Here is a 16,296-nt window from a genome sequence, read left to right on the forward strand (position 1 = left end):
AACGATCCAGGGGGAGTTAAAGGCGGCGTAGAAATGACCTGACAATCGATTTCGTAGCATCGCTTGTGTCTGAGTCATGAAACGTGTTCAGAGAATGCCAAATGCACTCGATGATCTCGTTTTGAGGCGTAGCGTTTTCGGCATCTGGGACAGATGCTTCAAAAACATGGTGGCGTGTGTTGCCTGCATCGAACTCAAAAATGTACAGGAGCTGATCAACATTTAGCCCGGTTTCTTCTTGGAGTTCCCGAGCAGCAGCTCCAGCGATAGCTTCACCAGTTTCTACCTTGCCACCAGGCAAAGCCCATTTTGACTTCGGTTTACGAACGAGCAAGATATGCCTATCTCTCTCGCATATGACTGTAGCTCTGACTTTCATCTTTTGACCCGGAAGGCATGTCATTAAATTGTAATAAAAATGTCATCTTCAAGGCGCGTTTATCGACGAACGCAGAGTTTAGAGCCAGCCAAACTCAAAAAAGTGCCAGATTGTCTTAGGAGTGAGAGATTTTGATGGGGTCTTAGCGAATGACCGATTCAGAAGGGCTGCAGTCGACCCATTGCAGGCACTCCCCAACGACTGTGATCCGGGACAAAGCTACCTGCCGAAAACGGTACCAAATGCGGACTGACCGATCGTCACCAATTGGATCAAAGCCAATGCAGGAGCGCAATGGTATACAACCAGCCGATGGCGAGGCTGATAATCAGGTAGACCACCACGAGCATCAGCGCGTAATTCCACATGACACTGACCTCCCATAACCACGGTTTGAGGCGCGTTAGGGGCGTCTGATAAACCGAGTAAACTTAGGTCAAGCCCGTACCACAGCATCCGTGCTGCTCCTGAATCGGCGGGCACTTTACCGTGCCAAACGAACAGAACACGCAGCAGTCACCAGGATTCGGGCGTAGCAGGGTTTTGCAACTGCCACACTCGTAGAAGAACTGACAGGCGTCCGTGGGCATGGCTTCCTGTTTGGCGAAACCGCAATGTGGGCAGGTCAACACGGATTCGAAGATGACGGTGCTCATGGTTGCCTCGTTTGTGCACGATGGAGGGATAACTCGCCTTCGTCGTCGCTTTGGTTAACGCCTCAGGATCCGCCGATCTGTTGAGTCATCGTTTTCTCCATTGAATCGATCTAACCTAGAGTCACTCTACACTCCGTATCCCAGTACAGAATCAAGGGGCGTGTGATGGCGATAGGGCTGAGTATCGGCAAGTTGGCGGAAGTTGTTGGGGTGAAGACCATTCGCTATTACCAGCGGCGCGGCCTGCTGGATGAACCGCCAAAGCCGCTCGGCGGTTATCGGCGCTATCTACCGGAGCAGGTCAAACGGCTGCGCTTCATTACCTGGGCTTAGTGTGGGGGCCAATTGAACGAATGTCCCGTTACTGGTAAAGCGTGGGACTTCCTACGCGACGGTAAATCCGCCCGACTTTGGCGCGGCGTTGTCTTTGGGCTTACCCACCACGTAGTGCACTTGGATGCGCGCCGGGTCGGTCACGCTCGATGCTGACATCACCGCCAACAGCTTCCAGCCGTCCTGTAACGCCATGTTCACCTCGCGGTAATTGGTCAATTCATTCACGACGTGGGCTTCATGTAACTGCATCGTTCTGCCTCCTGGGTATACTCTCAGCGTAGCAGGGTCTCGGCTAGCGGTGCGGGGGGGGCCTTTCTGGTTGAGCGAAGTGGGGGTTCTCACTTCGGTTCGGGTCGTTACGGGTAAGCGAACCAATACTAATTGCCCGTGAGGCTTGACCATATAACACCCAAGCAATTTGCCTGCTCTTGGCTAAAAAGCCGAAAGAAGCACCAGATTGCGGTGTGTGAAGACGCAATGAACCGAAAGTTCGCACAACACACAAACTATCGCATACCCAAATTGCTGAAACGTCGAAAGACGAGTCGGCACACTGAATTTCTTGACGACCATAGAGCGTTGGAACCACCTGATCCCATCCCGAACTCAGCAGTGAAACGATGCATCGCCGATGGTAGTGTGGGGTGTCCCCATGTGAGAGTAGGTCATCGTCAAGATTAAATTCCGAAACCCCTATTTGCGCATACAGGTAGCGATCCGCGAGAGTGCTTACTCTGGCATTGTCCAGGATTGTAGCTTGTAGCCCTCCTGGCTCAACTCGACTCGCACCTCTTCCAGCAGGCTTTCCAGCTGCGCCGGGTCGGAATAGGCACTGCTTGGAATATGTTTGCGACAAATAGGAGTGTTGGCCCGGTCGATGACGGTCAGGCTCAGTTCGCCATTACCGTCTTGCGGAGCCCAGGCGACGCATTGAAGAGGTTCGAATGCGTGGCCGGCAATCAAAAGTGCTTCATTGATACGGAGCGGGGTGCTCATGGGTCGTCTCTCCTTGTACCGAAACAAATGATGTGCCGTCGGGTGGGCTTGCCGGTCGGCTGTTTATTAGTGGGGGGGCGGGTCACACGTAGTAATAACGTTGTATAAATTTCATTTCACTCACAAAAATTAACCCGCGATTGTGAAAGTTGAATGGACGGTAGTAATTCATTAGGGAAACTCTGAAAAGACTTCCAGGTTTGGTGAGATTGTTGGCGCTGATTGAAAACTGCCCCACCCTGCCGATTGAAATTTGACCCAGGGCGGATTGCTGATTGTGCAGCGGCAATTGTGGATAAACCTGGCAGCGTGCCGATCACATGAGCCGCGGAAGACCTGCTGCATGCAGTCATGCAGCAGGGCATCTCCACAACTACAGTCAAAATAGCTGGCCTTCCTCCGTACCAACCTCGTCCTTGCGCTTACGTTTGCGTGATTTGATCTTCGTCTGTGCAATCAAACTGCTGTGTTGCAGGCGGTACGACTCGTTGCCCGATTCCGCTCATTCCTGTTTCGGCACCACCCACAATATCTCGACGCTGCCGTCATCCAGGAAGTCGAGAGTCACGTACCAGAAAGTGTCGCGCTCTGGCCCACAGCAGTCGTTCATTGTTTTACATAACTGCCTGGCGCCGGTTCCAGAGGCGGGAATTTGTCATTCCCTATGTGCGCAACCGCTGGTTGGCGCTCGCCGGAGTGTCCCGCCAGCCAGTTGAACCAATCATTCCACCAGCTACCGGGTTGCTGCTCAGCATTCTTGAACCAGGTCTCCGGGTTTTTCGTGACCCGATTATTGGTCCAGTAATGGCGCTTCTGCTTGGCCGGTGGATTGATGACGCCGGCGATATGCCCTGAAGCTCCCAATACAAAACGCTTGGCCCCGGAGAGCAGGTTGGTGCTGGCGTAGGCGCTTTTCCAGGGCACGATGTGATCGTCATGGGTGGCGAGGATGTAAGCGGGAGCGTCAATTGCACGCAAATCCAGCTTGACCCCGCAGCATTCCAGCTCGCCTGATTTCAAATCGTTTTGCAGATAGGTGTGGCGCAGGTACCAGCAGTACATCGGGCCCGGAAGGTTGGTGCTGTCGTTATTCCAGTACAGCAGATCAAGCGGAATCGGCTTTTGCCCCTTAAGGTATTTGTCGACGTTGTAGTTCCACCACAATTCGTTGGGGCGCAGCAAGGAGAAGGTATTGCCCATGTCCTCTCCACGAAACAGACCGATGGGACCATTTATGCCGCCGATTGTGCGCTCGCGGTAGGCCACCAGTTCTTCGTCGACGAAGACGTCGATGGGGCCGGTATCGAGGTAATCAAGGAACGTGGTGAACAGGCTCACGCTGGCGATCTCTCTGTCGCCACGTGCAGCCAGTACGGCCAGTGCAGTGCTCAACAGGGTGCCGCCGATGCAGAAACCCACGCAATTGAGTCGCTGCTGGCCACTGATCTCGCGGGCCACTTGCAGGGCGTCGATCACCCCGTGCTCAATCAGGTCATCCCAGGTGGTGCCAGCGTGTTCCTGGTCAAAGTTGCGCCAGGACATCAGGAATACGGGATGTCCCTTTTCCAGCAGGTGGCGGACCATCGAGTTGTCCGGACGCAGATCAAGGATGTAGTACTTGTTGATCGAAGGCGGTACGACGAATACCGGGTGCCGGTACTGGGTTTCGCTTTGCGGGTAGTACTGAATCAGCTGGAACAGGTGATTCTCGAAGACGATTTCGCCAGGGGTGCTGGCCAGATCGACGCCAACCTTGAAGGCGTCGCTATCACACTGACGCATTTTGCCTTCGTTCATGTCGCTGAGCAGATGCTGCATACCTGTGAGCAGGCTGGCACCTTGAGTCTCAACCACACGCTGGAGCGCGTCAGGGTTACTGACCAGAAAATTGCTTGGCGCACTGACGGCAATGGCTTGCTCGACCAGATAGCGCAGGCGTTGGCGCGGTTTCTTTTCGTCGATCAGCAGTTTGTCGAGCAGTTTCAGGAGAAAGCTGGAGTTGAGCAGGTAAAACGCAGCGAGGGAGCCGAACAGTGGATCACTCCAGTTACCGCTGGCGAAGCGTCGATCATCGAAGCTGAAGGGTTGGCCGGTCAGCAATTTTTGGCCGAGTTTGCCCCATTGAACCTGGTAGTCCATTTGAAGGCTGTCCAGGGTTTCGCGAGGCAGATCGAACCAGGCGCCGTGCTCATGCCCGGAAAACCAAGGATTAGTGCTGACCCACAGGCGCAATTGTTGCACTGCATAGGACGCGATGAACGGAACCTGGCCTGACCAATAGGTTGTGAATGTATGCGCGTTATTGTCCATAAAGTTCCTTGCCCATACAGATGAGCCGGGCAGAAAAAAGCCGCGCTTTGCCGGACTCCGGCATAGCGACGGCAGGAATGCGGGCAGCGTTGTTTCACGCCAACCTGATGCGCGGAGCAAGGGGCCCAAGTCCGCGTATTGGCTATTCAGATGCCGTTGGTTAGCGCTCGATAGCCAGGCTTACGCCTTGTCCGCCACCGATGCACAACGTGGCCAGCGCCTTCTTTGCGTCGCGACGGACCAGTTCGTGCACCAGCGACACCAGAATCCGTGCCCCCGACGCGCCGATCGGATGGCCAAGGGCGATTGCACCGCCGTTGACGTTGACTTTGCTGGTGTCCCAACCCAACTCTTTGCCAACCGCCAGCGCCTGGGCGGCGAAGGCTTCGTTGGCTTCGATCAGGTCGAGGTCTTCGACGCTCCAGCCGGCCTTTTGCAGGGTCAGGCGTGTAGCCGGGACCGGGCCAATGCCCATGATCGACGGGTCCACACCGGCGCTGGCATAGGCTTTGATCCGTGCCAGTACCGGAAGGCCCAGCGCTTGTGCTTTAGCTGCGCTGGCCAGCAACAGCACGGCAGCACCATCGTTGAGGGTCGAAGCGTTGCCGGCGGTCACGCTGCCGTCTTTCTGGAATGCCGGTTTGAGTTTCGCCAAGGCTTGCGCGGTACTGTCGACACGCGGCTGCTCGTCGGTGTCGAAGACCAGTGGTTCACCCTTGCGCTGAGGAATCAGGATCGGGGTGATTTCGCTCTGGAAGCGCCCGCCCTCAATGGCGGCGGCGGCCTTCTGTTGCGAGGCGGCAGCGAAGGCATCCTGTGCTTCACGAGAGATCTCGTACTTCTGCGCCAGATTCTCGGCGGTGATGCCCATGTGGTAGTCGTTGAAGGCGTCCCACAGGCCATCCTGGATCATGCTGTCTTGCAGTTGCGCATGGCCCATACGCAGACCGGTACGTGCCTTGGGCAGAACATAGGGAGCCAGACTCATGTTTTCCTGACCGCCAGCGATCACCAGTTCCGCGTCGCCGCAACGGATTGCCTGGACGGCGAGATGGACCGCCTTGAGACCGGAGCCGCAAACCTTGTTCAAGGTCAGGGCAGGTGTGGTGTTTGGCAAGCCGGCCTTGATCGCTGTCTGGCGTGCCGGGTTTTGTCCAGCGCCGGCAGTGAGTACCTGGCCCAGGATCACTTCATCAATCTGGGCAGCATCGAGACCCGTCTGCTCCAGCAAGTTGCGAATCACTGCGGCACCCAGCTCGGTCGCGGGAATTGCAGACAAAGAACCCTGGAAACTGCCAATGGCGGTACGAGTAGCGGCAACGATTACGACTTCGTTCATGCGGGACCTCATGGAAAAGACAAAATTCGTCGAGCAAACCAGGGCATTCCTGCCCTGATCAGGGTTATTGCATGTTCATGCCGCCGTTTAAGGAGAAGTCGGCACCGGTGCTGTAGGCGGACTCATCGGACGCCAGCCAGGCCACGATCGAGGCGATCTCTTCGGGTTGGCCAAGGCGACCAACCGGTATTCCCGCGATCATGCCTTCGAGAATGTCCGGGCGAATTGCCGCAGTCATGGAGGTCTGGATGTAGCCTGGGGAAACGGTATTGACGGTCACGCCCTTGCCGGAGACTTCCCGGGCCAGTGCCATGGTGAAACCATGGATGCCAGCCTTGGCGGCGGAGTAGTTGGTCTGACCGAACTGGCCACGCTGACCGTTGATCGAGGAGATATTGATGATCCGCCCCCAACCCTTGGCCAACATGCCTTCAATGACCTGCTTGGTGGTGTTGAACAAGCCCGTCAGGTTGGTCCCGATCACGCTGTTCCAGTCTTCCGGAGTGAGCTTGCGAAAAGAGGCGTCGCGAGTGATGCCGGCGTTGTTGACCAGCACATCGATCGGGCCGAATTGTTCACGAGCCATCTCGAAAGCCTTGCGGGTCGTCTCCCAATCGGTGACGTCGCCATAGATGCACTCGAACTGATAACCCGCCTCCAGCTGGCTGGCAATCCAGTCGTTCTTGCGGCTGGAATCAGAGCTGCAGCCGACGATTACCTTGAATCCTTCCTTGTATAGACGTTGGCTGATTGCCGTACCGATACCGCCCATACCACCCGTTACCACAGCAATACGACTACGCGATTCCATACATCTACTCCATTTTTTTGCGCTGCAGGAGAGAAGATTGTTCGATATCGACGGGTCGTGCGGAAGTGTTTGAAGGTGACGATTTCCTGTCCATCGGTGCCACGCGGGTGTTCTGGCCTGATGGCAAAAAAATGAGGAGTAACCCTACTGGGATCAATTCTTAGAACTGAATGGATAGTTAATATTCTTGAAACATTATTGAAATATGTTCAACGCATGTCAGTATCGGCTCCGGACAGGACGTTCGGTTCCACAGGTCAATGAGGACGCCATGTATAGAATGAGTTCAGGTTATGCCAGCATGCTGGCGAATACGTTTTTGGCCCAAAGACTGGACCTTGCCGGTCTGTGCCAGGAGGCTGGACTGGATGTCGAGTTCGTGAATAAACCGGGAGCATTCTGCGATCGAAGTATTATCTATCGTCTTTGGGATCTGGCTGCTCAGGCTTCGGATGACCCGAATATCGGTTTGAAAGCCTACGGGGAATTCCATCCCAGCAGTTTTCAGATCGTGGGCTACACGATGATGTCCAGTTCGAACCTGAAAAGGGCGCTTGAACGTCTGGTTCGTTTCAGCCCGTTGATCGGTACCGGATTCAGCCTTTTCCTTGTCCAGGAGCAGCAGCATTACCGACTGGCCAGCCTCGATCATCAGCAACCTGGCTCGGTCAAACCCCGGCAATATACGGATGCAGCCTTGGCTTCGCTGCTGGGTTTCTGCCATTGGCTGGCCGGTGGCAAGTCACCGCAACCTTTGAGTGTGGAGTTCACTTATCCCGAACCCGAAGACACGTCGGAGCATCAGCGGCTTTTTGGCTGTCCGCTGAGTTTCGGGGCAGCGTATGACAGCATCCTGTTTGATGGCCAGGAGCTTCTGAGTCCTTTGAGCATGGCCAACGAGGCGTTGGCCACACTCCATGACAGTTTTGCCGTGGCTCAATTGGACCTGTTGTCCGGTTGCTCTATCATTGGCAGGATTCGCTCGCTGATTACCGAGCGCTTGAGCCTGGGGCAAGGCCAAGGGCCGTGTGATATGGAATCGATTGCGGCGGCACTGAACATCAGCAAGCGAACGCTTCAACGAGGCCTTGAGAAGGATGGCACGCAATTCAAGGACGTCCTGAACGATGTGCGCCGGCAGATGGCTGACTTCTATTTGCGCCATTCTCATTTCAACATGAAACATGTGACTTGCCTGCTCGGCTTCCATGATCACAGCAGCTTCCATAAGGCATGCATCCGTTGGTTCGGTATGACCCCCGGTCAGTATCGAACCGACGAGTTGTCGCCTGTGGTCGAAGAAGTCGCGCCGGTTCGACCCATGAACCCCGTCGGTCTGTACAGAGATCATAAGGTCACAGGCTTCGCCGAACGGATACACCGCTAATCCCTTGTGAAGGTTTATTGAGGTTTGGGGCCTTTTGTCTTTCTGCTCGCTTTGCGCTTCGGGGCTTTAACTACGATGGCGGGAGCGGGCGTCGGTGTGATCTGCGGCGGCAGCGTTGCTGCAAGCGGAGATGGCTGCGCAGGGGTGTCCTGCGGGATGACAACTGTTTCACTGGACGGTTGGGTCAAGCTGAAGCCCGGCAGGGGGACTTCGAGCAGCGCGTGGAGCTCACGCCAGAATTCGCCTTTTGTTCCAGTTGTCGCTAACAGTTCAGGCATCATTTGTCCAACGGCTGTCAGGACCTGTTGGCGTTCCTTTGCCTCTGATAGCAACAAGGGCAGGGTGCGCAAGCTTTCTTGCGGGTGGGCAAAAACCAGCAGGTTCTGCAAGCGGATGGCTTCGCGCAGGGCTGTAGGCTCATCACTGTAGTCCTGGACCAGCCGATGCACCTGCTGGATCAGTTTTTCGATGCTCTCCTTGCACGCCTTGTCGTTGTCGCGGCCCAGCAAAAACAGAATCCTCACCAACGCTTCCAGGGGGCCACCATGGGGTAGCGAATCCTGCAGGCGTTCGATCAGGGCCTGGTCCTGCCGGTCGGCATGTGCCTGGAGATTTCGCGCAGGCTTGTTGCCGGTGAGGGCATTCAGTGCGCCATAAATCCCGTAAAAACACAGCTCCTGAGTGGCATCACGCGCATCGCGGTACGCATTCAGGGTGTCTTGCATCTGGTTGGAGAACAGTTCCTGCCAGGCCAGCAACGGGTTGTCTTTGCGTGCGGGACGACGATCACTGCTGATTCTGGATAGGCTTGCGGCTAACCACCACAGCGCCGGATTCAGGCTGCTCCATAGCAATTGCTGCTGATGGAAGGGGTGCGTCCTGCGCATCAATTCGGCAATGGGCTCGTTGACCATCGGACGCAGCCACGGACGTATGAACCCGTCGTAAAACGCGCTGTTGATTTCAGAGATGCGCTCTACCAGAGAGAATTCGCGATCGTCATCACGGGCCGGCTCGATGTCATCATGGATATCGGCGATTCGCCTTGATTCGAATTGCACTCGGTATTGCACGTCATTGCTGCCTGGAGAGGCCGGCAGATCGTCAATCAGCATTTCATACAGCCCAGCCGGCAGCGCACTGATGGCTTCGACCGCGCCGAGCAACCCCCGGTGTTCACGCCGCGCCACCTTGGCGGAGACAAAAATGCCTAAATGGCCGATGCTGGCGTGCCGAAGGTAGACGATGGTACGTCCTGCCTCATGCAAAGCGAGATCGCTGGGATAGACATCGGCGATCCAGTTCAATGCTTGCTGGGGAGGGGTGATGTTGTCGCCGTAGGAGCAGAACACCACCACCGGTACTTCGATCCGTTTCAGGTCAATACCGCTGCTCTTGCGGTCGAGCCCGCCGGACAATTGGTTGCCGATGAAAAGATCATCGACAATCATCTCGATCTCTTCGCCATTGAGCAGAGTCGGGCTGCCCCACCAGCGTTCGAAGTCGAGGAAGCGCGCGGCCTCGCTGTCGACCTGGCTGAACAACTGGTAGTACTTGCCCCAATAGGTGTTGGCCGGGTCCAGGTTTTCGAAGTTGCTGACCAGCCAGCTACCGTCAAAACGGCCATTGCCCAAGTCGCTGCCCAGGCGAGCCAGCCAGCCGCCACCCAGCAGGCCACCGGTATAGCGCATCGGATTGCGTCCATTGGCACCGGCCCAGTATGACAGGGGGGCACCATTGATAATGATCAATCCCGGCAGTTCCGGTCGTGTTGCCGCCAGTCCCATCAAGGCCCAGCCGGCTTGGCAGTTACCAATGATGATCGGCTTGCTGTTGGCCGGGTGACGGGCGCCGACGACTTCGATGAACCGGGCCTGGGCTTCGGCGATATGGGCCAGGGTTTGCCCAGGCTGTGGTGAGTGACTGAAAGAGATGAAATAGGTGGGGTGGCCGGCTCTGAGGCTTTCACCCAATACCGAATCCTGTTTGAAACCGCCGATTCCCGAGCCGTGGCCGCCGCGTGGGTCAATGATGACCACCGGCTGGGCGTTGCTGTCGATTTCTTGCTCTGGTCCGGGGAGGATTCGCAGCAGTGAATAGTTGACCGGGTGTGGGAGCTCGGGGCCTGCGATCAGGGTTTCATGATCGAACTTGAGCAGCAGCGGATACCCGGCGCGTTCATGGGCCAGCGTATTGTCGCCGCGCTGGCGCAGGGTGTCCCAAAACAGCAGGCAGCGTTGGCCGAGGTCCGTGACATATTCCTGCCATTCAGCGGGCGTAGGTTGTCTGAGTTGACCCCGCTTCAGAGGCGCGAGGGTTTTTTCCTGGCGCTGGCGAAAAGCAAAAAGGAAGTTCAGCGTATTGAGGCGCTGCAGATGGCTCAGGTGTTCGAACAGGCCGCGTTGAGAGGAAAGTCTGTCATATTGCGATGCAATAATATCTTCCTGGCCCATGGTGATCTCCTGGTTTTATGCATGAGAAGCAGCTCGCCTGCATCTCATCATCAAAGAGGTGCTTGGCCGGCCGTTTGCCTTTCAGGAGTCTATAGCGAATGGCGGAGGGAGGTAAAAGATTTTTGTGCGCCGCACAAAAAAACATTGCCAAACGAATTTGTGCACTGCAATATCAAGGCTAGCGCGATGACCGGCAGGATCGCTATCGCGTCCTCAGGCCCACGTCGGCCTTTCAGAATCAGGAGATTCAAGTATGTCTTTTTTCAACTTGGAAAAATTGCAAGACGCTCAGAAAGCCAACCTAGACCTCCTGCAGCAAATCAGCGGCAAAATCTTCTCCAGTGTTGAACAGCTCAGCCAATTGCAGTTCAAGACCCTGCAGGCCTCCACCGAGGAGCAGTTCGACGGTTTTCGCAAACTGCTGGCGGTGCGTGATCCACAAGGGTTCGCTGAGCTCCAGGCTTCTTTCACCCAGCCTAATGTGCAAGCCGAACGCCTGGCTGAGTTCAATCGTCAAGTACACGCGCTGATTGTTGGCACCCAATCGGAAATTGCCCAACTTACCACGCGTCAGGTCGAGGCGGGCACCAAGCAGGTGCAAGAGTTCGTTGAAGAGATCAGCAAGAATGCACCGGCTGGCTCCGAGTCTGTTGTGGCCGGATTCAAGTCATCGCTGGCGAATGCCAGTACCGTTTTTGAAAGTGCACAGAAAGCCGTAAAACAGGCTGCTGACGTTGCCCAGAGCGGTTTTGGCGCAGCGACCGCCGCAGCCGGCAAAACCGCTCATGGTGCCAAGGCTACAAGCGATAGCAAATAAATCGGATTGGAACGGTTACATGATGGCGATGGGTTTATTCCCCATCGTCATTTTTTTTTGGCCCGCCCCCGGCCCCCGGCTTGCCTGCCGGCATGGCGCCGAACAGGCCGAAGAGGTTCTGAGTGTTCATGTAGAGGGCTTTTGACTGGTCGACATACTGGCGCATCAAATCCTGCATGACCGGTGCTTGCTGGTGCATGAATGCGCTCCAGGCTTCAGAGGACTGAGCGCCGGTCTGAGACTGGATGTCGATGACCGTCTGGATGCTTTTATCCAGGTAGCTGCCGAGGACACTCTGGTAGGGACCGTAGAACTGGATAATCCCCATGAGCATCTCACTGGAGAATATCGGCTCACCGCCACTTTCGGCTTCCAGAATGACCTGCAGCAAAATACTTCGGGTCAGATCCTCGCCAGTCTTGGCGTCGACCACCTCGAACGGGATTCTATCGACGACCAATTGGCGTATATCCGCAAGGGTCAAATGACTGCTGGTGTGCGTGTCATACAGACGGCGATTCGGGTACTTCTTGATCAGACGGGTGGTGTTCCGACTGTTATCTGTCATGCGGGGCTACTCACAGCGAGCCTGAATTGCAGGCATCTTATCCTACTCTGATCACTGCCACTCCAATGCCTCTGTTTCGCAGCCAACTGCGGGTAACCGCGCCCAACCAATTTCCATGCCTTCCAATTGATCGCTTGGACGACTGTGGCTCATGCAGTCTTATCGAATAGAAAAGTCGTTAGCCTCGGCCCGTGCCATCTCGCTGGTATAGAGGCCTTCCGCTGTAAACCCGGACGATTTGCAGTTTAGGTGGCGACAGCTCATTTCAATTTCTGGTGAATTGGTTTTTTTCTGCTGAACGCCTACGGCACGTCGCGTTCGGCTGTTGCTGCTGCCCTCAATTATAAGATGCCGTAATACTTCGAATAATAAATAGAAAATTGACTAATCATGGTCCGGGAACGAAAAATCATCCCCAGACCAGCGCCGCCAGAGCGCCGCGGATTTGCCGTTTCTCTCCTGCCAGAAAAATAACCAAAGGAGTCCCCCCATGAAGCCTCCCGCTTCGTCCCAGCCGCGCCGTGCGGCAGCCGCTGCCTTTATTGGCACGATGATCGAGTGGTACGACTTTTACATTTACGCCACCGCCGCCGCGCTGGTGTTCGGTGCGCTGTTCTTCCCCTCCGACGACAAACTATTCAGCACCATGGCCGCGTTCGGTACGTTCGCCGTGGGTTTCTTTGCGCGGCCGTTGGGCGGGATTGTCTTCGGCCATATTGGTGACCGCATCGGCCGCAAGAAGTCGTTGATCATCACCTTGTTGATGATGGGCGTGGTCACGGTGTGCATCGGCTTGCTGCCGACCTACGCGCAAATCGGTGCCACTGCCCCGGTGCTGCTGATTCTGCTGCGCATCGTCCAGGGCATCGCCGTGGGTGGCGAGTGGGGCGGGGCGGTGTTGATGGCCGGCGAGCATGCACCGAAAGGTCGGCGCAATTTCTTCGCTTCGTTTGCGCAATTGGGCAGCCCGGCGGGTTTGATCCTGTCGCTGCTGGCCTTCAGTGCGGTCACCCGTCTGCCGGAAGAAGACCTGATGAGCTGGGGCTGGCGCTTGCCGTTCCTCGCCAGTTCGCTGTTGCTGCTGGTGGGCCTGGCGATTCGCCTGGGGGTCAATGAGTCGCCAGAGTTTCTGGCCAGCCGCGAGCAGGCCAGCAAAAGCCAGCGCAAGGAGCAGGCGCCGGTCATGGAGGTGCTGCGTACCGCGTGGCGTCCGCTGCTGTTGTGCATCGGCGCCAACACGCTGGGGATCGCCGGGGTGTATTTCACCAACACCTTCATGATCGCCTACACCACCCAGCAGCTCGAACTTCCACGCTCCCTGATTCTGGAGTGCCTGTTCTTTGTCGCGATCATTCAGTTCTGCATTCAGCCGCTGGCGGCCTGGGTCGCCGAGAAGATCGGCGCGACCCGCTTCCTGTGCCTGGTGTCGTTGCTGGCCATGGCGTCACCGTACCCGATGTTCGTGCTGGTCAGTTCGGCCCAGGCGCCGCTGATCATCCTTGGCATTGCTTTGGCGGTGGTGTGCATGGCGTCGTTCTATGCAGTGATCGCCGGCTATGTCAGTGGCATGTTCGAGACCCGCGTGCGCTACACGGCGATTTCCCTGGCGTACCAGATTTGCGGCGCGGTAGCCGGTGGCCTGACGCCGTTGATCGGCACCCTGCTGGCGCACAGGTTCGCCGGCCAGTGGTGGCCGATGGCGGTGTTCTACAGCCTGATCGCCGCGACTTCGCTGCTGTGTGTCCTGTCCCTTGCCCGTCGCCATGCCAGCGCTGAACGCGTCGAACTGGCCCGCGCTTGATCCTGATTTTCCTGGAGAAACTCATGTTGAAGATTAATGGCGAACGCCTCTGGGCGAGTCTGATGGCGATGGCCGAAATCGGTGCCACCGCCCGTGGCGGCAGCTGCCGCCTGGCCCTGAGCGACGAGGACAAGGCCGGTCGCGAACTCTTTGCCCACTGGTGCCGCGAAGCCGGCATGACCCTGAGCGTGGATGCCATTGGCAACCTGTTCGCCCGCCGCGCCGGCACTGATCCTGATGCTGCACCGGTGATGATGGGCAGCCACCTCGACACCCAGCCCGAAGGCGGGCGGTTCGATGGCGTGTACGGCGTGCTCGCCGGCCTGGAAGTGGTGCGTTGCCTGAACGATCTGGGCATCCAGACCCGCAAGCCGCTGGAAGTGGCGGTATGGACCAACGAAGAAGGCGCACGCTTCACCCCGGCCATGTTCGGCTCGGCGGTGTTCACCGGCATCATGGATCTGGACGCTGCGCTGGCGGTGCGCGACATCGATGGCATCAGCGTCGCCGAGGCGCTGCAACGTACCGGCTATGCCGGCGAGCGCCCGCTGGGCGGTGCGGTGGATGCGTATTTTGAAGCGCACATCGAGCAAGGGCCGATCCTTGAAGACAACGCCAAGAGCATCGGCGTGGTCAGCGGCGGTCAGGCGATTCGCTGGCTCGACGTGCGGGTCGAAGGCATGGCGGCCCACGCCGGCACCACGCCGATGCCGCTGCGCAAGGATGCCTTGTACGGTGTGGCACAGATGATCCAGGCCATCGAAGGCCTGGCGTCGGACTTCGCCCCTGAAGGCCTGACCACGGTCGGTGAATTGAGCATCAACAAATCGTCGCGCAACACCATTCCGGGTCTTGTGAACTTCACCGTCGACCTGCGTCATCACCGTGATGAAACCATCGAGGCGATGGAGCAACACGTCCGTGCGCGGCTTCAGGCAATAGCCGACGATCGCGGTTTGCACCTGACGATCACCCCGCACTGGATCAGCCCGGCGACGCCGTTCGACGCTGATTGCGTGGCGGCGGTGCAACAGGCCGTGGATGCGTTGGGCTACGCTCAGCAGTCGATCGTCAGCGGTGCCGGGCATGACGCGATCCACCTGGCGCGGTTCTGCCCGACAGCCATGGTGTTCATCCCGTGCGTGGGCGGCCTGAGCCACAACGAAGCCGAAGACGTGTTGCCCGAAGATGTGCGCCAGGGCACCGATGTGCTGCTCAATGCCGTGCTGGCCCGCGCGGTAAAAACTGAATAAACGCAGCCAATGTGGGAGCGGGCTTGCTCGCGAAGGCGTCGTGTCAAACAACATTGATGTCAACTGACACTCCCTCTTCGCGAGCAAGCCCGCTCCCACAGTAGGACGCGGCCGGGTTCAAGATCCAAGTTAACTGACAGGTATTCACTCCATGCGCAGTTTTTTCCATCCCGAACAATTGCTCCACCATCCACGCAGCTACTACTCCCGTGGCCAGATGCGTACGCCGCAGGAGGTGCCGGAGCGTGTGCAGCGCCTGGTGCAGGCGTCCCGTGCGTTGGGTTTTACCGTTGAACAACCGGCCGATGCCGGTCTCGCTCCGCTGCTGGCGGTGCATGGCGCACCGTACCTGGCGTTCCTGCAGGAAGCCCATCAGCGCTGGAAAGAGATTCCCGAGGATTGGGGCGACGAGGTGATGTCGAACATCTTTGTCCGCGAGCCCAATGCCCTGCGCGGGATTCTCGCCCAGGCTGCGCGCTATCTCGCCGACGGCAGTTGCCCGGTGGGCCAGCAAACCTGGCGTTCGGCCTACTGGTCGGCGCAAAGCGCCATCGCCGGCGCCCAGGCGTTGCTCAATGGTGAGCCGGCAGCCTATGCCTTGTGCCGTCCACCGGGTCACCACGCCCGGGCCGAAGCGGCGGGTGGTTTCTGTTATGTGAACAACGCGGCGGTGGCGGCCCAGGTGTTGCGCGCCGGTTTTTCCCGGGTGGCGGTGCTGGATACCGACATGCACCACGGGCAAGGGATTCAGGAGATCTTCTACGACCGGGATGACGTGCTGTACGTTTCGGTGCACGGCGATCCGACCAACTTCTATCCGGGTGTCGCAGGCTTTGCCGACGAGCGCGGTGTCGGCGCAGGAGAGGGTTTCAACCTCAACCTGCCGATGGCCCATGGCGCCAGCGAGGCGGATTTCCTGGAGCACCTGGATCTGGCACTGAGGGCGGTGACGGACTTCGGTGCCGAGGTGCTGGTGCTGTCCCTGGGCTTCGATATTTTCGAACTGGACCCGCAAAGCAAAGTGGCGGTGACCCGCGAAGGGTTTACCGTACTCGGCGAGCGGATTCGCGGCCTTGGGTTGCCGTGCCTGATCGTGCAGGAGGGTGGCTATCACCTGGAGAGCCTGGAGGATAATGCCAAGGCGTTTTTTGTGAGCCCTGAGGTTTGGCAGTTCTGATTATCTGGTGTCC

General features: G+C 57.5%; 14 protein-coding genes, 1 rRNA gene and 2 pseudogenes. 7 read left to right on the forward strand and 10 right to left on the reverse strand.

What is annotated here, in order from left to right; all coding sequences use genetic code 11:
- Positions 1-16: 16 nt before the first annotated feature.
- Both ACEN8Q_RS00840 and ACEN8Q_RS00845 read right to left on the reverse strand, forming a co-directional pair.
- Positions 17-379, reverse strand: coding sequence for an NUDIX hydrolase (locus ACEN8Q_RS00840; protein WP_120130105.1), 363 nt, complete (start codon positions 377-379; stop codon positions 17-19).
- A 431-nt stretch (positions 380-810) separates the two neighbouring features.
- Positions 811-1,035, reverse strand: coding sequence for a GDCCVxC domain-containing (seleno)protein (locus ACEN8Q_RS00845; RefSeq protein ID WP_413704324.1), 225 nt, complete (start codon positions 1,033-1,035; stop codon positions 811-813).
- A 165-nt stretch (positions 1,036-1,200) separates the two neighbouring features.
- Between ACEN8Q_RS00845 and ACEN8Q_RS00850 the strand changes: the two are divergent.
- A pseudogene (locus tag ACEN8Q_RS00850) lies at positions 1,201-1,356 on the forward strand (MerR family transcriptional regulator); the annotation flags it as partial.
- A gap of 63 nt (positions 1,357-1,419) precedes the next feature.
- Here ACEN8Q_RS00850 and ACEN8Q_RS00855 read toward each other — a convergent pair.
- Entirely contained in the window at positions 1,420-1,620 is a 201-nt protein-coding gene (locus tag ACEN8Q_RS00855) for a hypothetical protein (RefSeq protein ID WP_413704325.1), read from the reverse strand.
- A 312-nt stretch (positions 1,621-1,932) separates the two neighbouring features.
- Here ACEN8Q_RS00855 and rrf point away from each other — a divergent pair.
- A 5S ribosomal RNA gene (gene rrf, locus ACEN8Q_RS00860) occupies positions 1,933-2,048 on the forward strand.
- A 52-nt stretch (positions 2,049-2,100) separates the two neighbouring features.
- Here the strand turns inward: rrf and ACEN8Q_RS00865 are convergent.
- From ACEN8Q_RS00865 to phbB, 5 genes and pseudogenes are all read right to left on the reverse strand, one after another.
- The gene (locus tag ACEN8Q_RS00865; RefSeq protein ID WP_413704326.1) at positions 2,101-2,367 is read right to left on the reverse strand and encodes a hypothetical protein; all 267 of its coding nucleotides are present in this window, start codon (positions 2,365-2,367) and stop codon (positions 2,101-2,103) included.
- Positions 2,368-2,746: 379 nt separating this feature from the next.
- Positions 2,747-2,866: pseudogene (locus ACEN8Q_RS00870) on the reverse strand (AAA family ATPase); the annotation flags it as partial.
- Positions 2,867-2,973: 107 nt separating this feature from the next.
- Positions 2,974-4,677 carry a class I poly(R)-hydroxyalkanoic acid synthase gene (gene phaC / locus ACEN8Q_RS00875; RefSeq protein ID WP_413422497.1) on the reverse strand — a complete coding sequence of 568 codons (1,704 nt, stop codon included), beginning with the start codon at positions 4,675-4,677 and terminating at the stop codon, positions 2,974-2,976.
- Between the two features lie 160 nt (positions 4,678-4,837).
- Complete coding sequence (locus ACEN8Q_RS00880) at positions 4,838-6,016, reverse strand: acetyl-CoA C-acetyltransferase (RefSeq protein ID WP_413422499.1); 1,179 nt, start codon at positions 6,014-6,016, stop codon at positions 4,838-4,840.
- Between the two features lie 64 nt (positions 6,017-6,080).
- The gene (gene phbB / locus ACEN8Q_RS00885; protein WP_413422501.1) at positions 6,081-6,827 is read right to left on the reverse strand and encodes an acetoacetyl-CoA reductase; all 747 of its coding nucleotides are present in this window, start codon (positions 6,825-6,827) and stop codon (positions 6,081-6,083) included.
- Positions 6,828-7,098: 271 nt separating this feature from the next.
- Here phbB and ACEN8Q_RS00890 point away from each other — a divergent pair, with 271 nt between their 5' ends.
- Positions 7,099-8,214: an AraC family transcriptional regulator gene (locus ACEN8Q_RS00890; RefSeq protein ID WP_413422503.1), complete on the forward strand. Its 1,116-nt coding sequence runs from the start codon at positions 7,099-7,101 to the stop codon at positions 8,212-8,214.
- A gap of 14 nt (positions 8,215-8,228) precedes the next feature.
- Here the strand turns inward: ACEN8Q_RS00890 and ACEN8Q_RS00895 are convergent, their stop codons facing one another.
- Entirely contained in the window at positions 8,229-10,667 is a 2,439-nt protein-coding gene (locus ACEN8Q_RS00895) for a DUF3141 domain-containing protein (protein ID WP_413422505.1), read from the reverse strand.
- Positions 10,668-10,920: 253 nt separating this feature from the next.
- Between ACEN8Q_RS00895 and phaP the strand changes: the two genes are divergently transcribed.
- On the forward strand, positions 10,921-11,484 hold the full coding sequence (gene phaP / locus ACEN8Q_RS00900; protein WP_413704327.1) for a TIGR01841 family phasin: 564 nt from the start codon (positions 10,921-10,923) through the stop codon (positions 11,482-11,484).
- Between the two features lie 34 nt (positions 11,485-11,518).
- Here phaP and phaR read toward each other — a convergent pair whose 3' ends face one another.
- Positions 11,519-12,052: a polyhydroxyalkanoate synthesis repressor PhaR gene (gene phaR, locus ACEN8Q_RS00905; protein ID WP_223531605.1), complete on the reverse strand. Its 534-nt coding sequence runs from the start codon at positions 12,050-12,052 to the stop codon at positions 11,519-11,521.
- Positions 12,053-12,542: 490 nt separating this feature from the next.
- Between phaR and ACEN8Q_RS00910 the strand changes: the two genes are divergently transcribed.
- The 3 genes from ACEN8Q_RS00910 to ACEN8Q_RS00920 all read left to right on the forward strand — a co-directional run bounded on the left by ACEN8Q_RS00910 (position 12,543) and on the right by ACEN8Q_RS00920 (position 16,283).
- Entirely contained in the window at positions 12,543-13,853 is a 1,311-nt protein-coding gene (locus ACEN8Q_RS00910) for an MFS transporter (RefSeq protein ID WP_322615306.1), read from the forward strand.
- A 23-nt stretch (positions 13,854-13,876) separates the two neighbouring features.
- Complete coding sequence (locus ACEN8Q_RS00915; RefSeq protein ID WP_413422510.1) at positions 13,877-15,106, forward strand: Zn-dependent hydrolase; 1,230 nt, start codon at positions 13,877-13,879, stop codon at positions 15,104-15,106.
- Positions 15,107-15,257: 151 nt separating this feature from the next.
- On the forward strand, positions 15,258-16,283 hold the full coding sequence (locus tag ACEN8Q_RS00920) for a histone deacetylase family protein (protein ID WP_413704328.1): 1,026 nt from the start codon (positions 15,258-15,260) through the stop codon (positions 16,281-16,283).
- Positions 16,284-16,296: the final 13 nt, after the last annotated feature.

It is taken from the genome of Pseudomonas sp. Pseusp16, from assembly GCF_047324915.1.
In the GTDB taxonomy this organism is placed as follows: domain Bacteria; phylum Pseudomonadota; class Gammaproteobacteria; order Pseudomonadales; family Pseudomonadaceae; genus Aquipseudomonas; species Aquipseudomonas fluorescens_CD.

Coding starts and splice junctions, on each gene's coding strand:
- ACEN8Q_RS00915 (WP_413422510.1), top strand. CDS start 13,877: ATGTTGAAGATTAATGGCGAACGCCTCTGGGCGAGTCTGATGGCGATG.
- ACEN8Q_RS00910 (WP_322615306.1), top strand. CDS start 12,543: ATGAAGCCTCCCGCTTCGTCCCAGCCGCGCCGTGCGGCAGCCGCTGCC.
- phaP (WP_413704327.1), top strand. CDS start 10,921: ATGTCTTTTTTCAACTTGGAAAAATTGCAAGACGCTCAGAAAGCCAAC.
- phbB (WP_413422501.1), bottom strand. CDS start 6,827: ATGGAATCGCGTAGTCGTATTGCTGTGGTAACGGGTGGTATGGGCGGT.
- ACEN8Q_RS00920 (WP_413704328.1), top strand. CDS start 15,258: ATGCGCAGTTTTTTCCATCCCGAACAATTGCTCCACCATCCACGCAGC.
- ACEN8Q_RS00895 (WP_413422505.1), bottom strand. CDS start 10,667: ATGGGCCAGGAAGATATTATTGCATCGCAATATGACAGACTTTCCTCT.
- ACEN8Q_RS00855 (WP_413704325.1), bottom strand. CDS start 1,620: ATGCAGTTACATGAAGCCCACGTCGTGAATGAATTGACCAATTACCGC.
- ACEN8Q_RS00865 (WP_413704326.1), bottom strand. CDS start 2,367: ATGAGCACCCCGCTCCGTATCAATGAAGCACTTTTGATTGCCGGCCAC.
- phaR (WP_223531605.1), bottom strand. CDS start 12,052: ATGACAGATAACAGTCGGAACACCACCCGTCTGATCAAGAAGTACCCG.
- phaC (WP_413422497.1), bottom strand. CDS start 4,677: ATGGACAATAACGCGCATACATTCACAACCTATTGGTCAGGCCAGGTT.
- ACEN8Q_RS00890 (WP_413422503.1), top strand. CDS start 7,099: ATGTATAGAATGAGTTCAGGTTATGCCAGCATGCTGGCGAATACGTTT.
- ACEN8Q_RS00840 (WP_120130105.1), bottom strand. CDS start 379: ATGAAAGTCAGAGCTACAGTCATATGCGAGAGAGATAGGCATATCTTG.
- ACEN8Q_RS00845 (WP_413704324.1), bottom strand. CDS start 1,035: ATGAGCACCGTCATCTTCGAATCCGTGTTGACCTGCCCACATTGCGGT.
- ACEN8Q_RS00880 (WP_413422499.1), bottom strand. CDS start 6,016: ATGAACGAAGTCGTAATCGTTGCCGCTACTCGTACCGCCATTGGCAGT.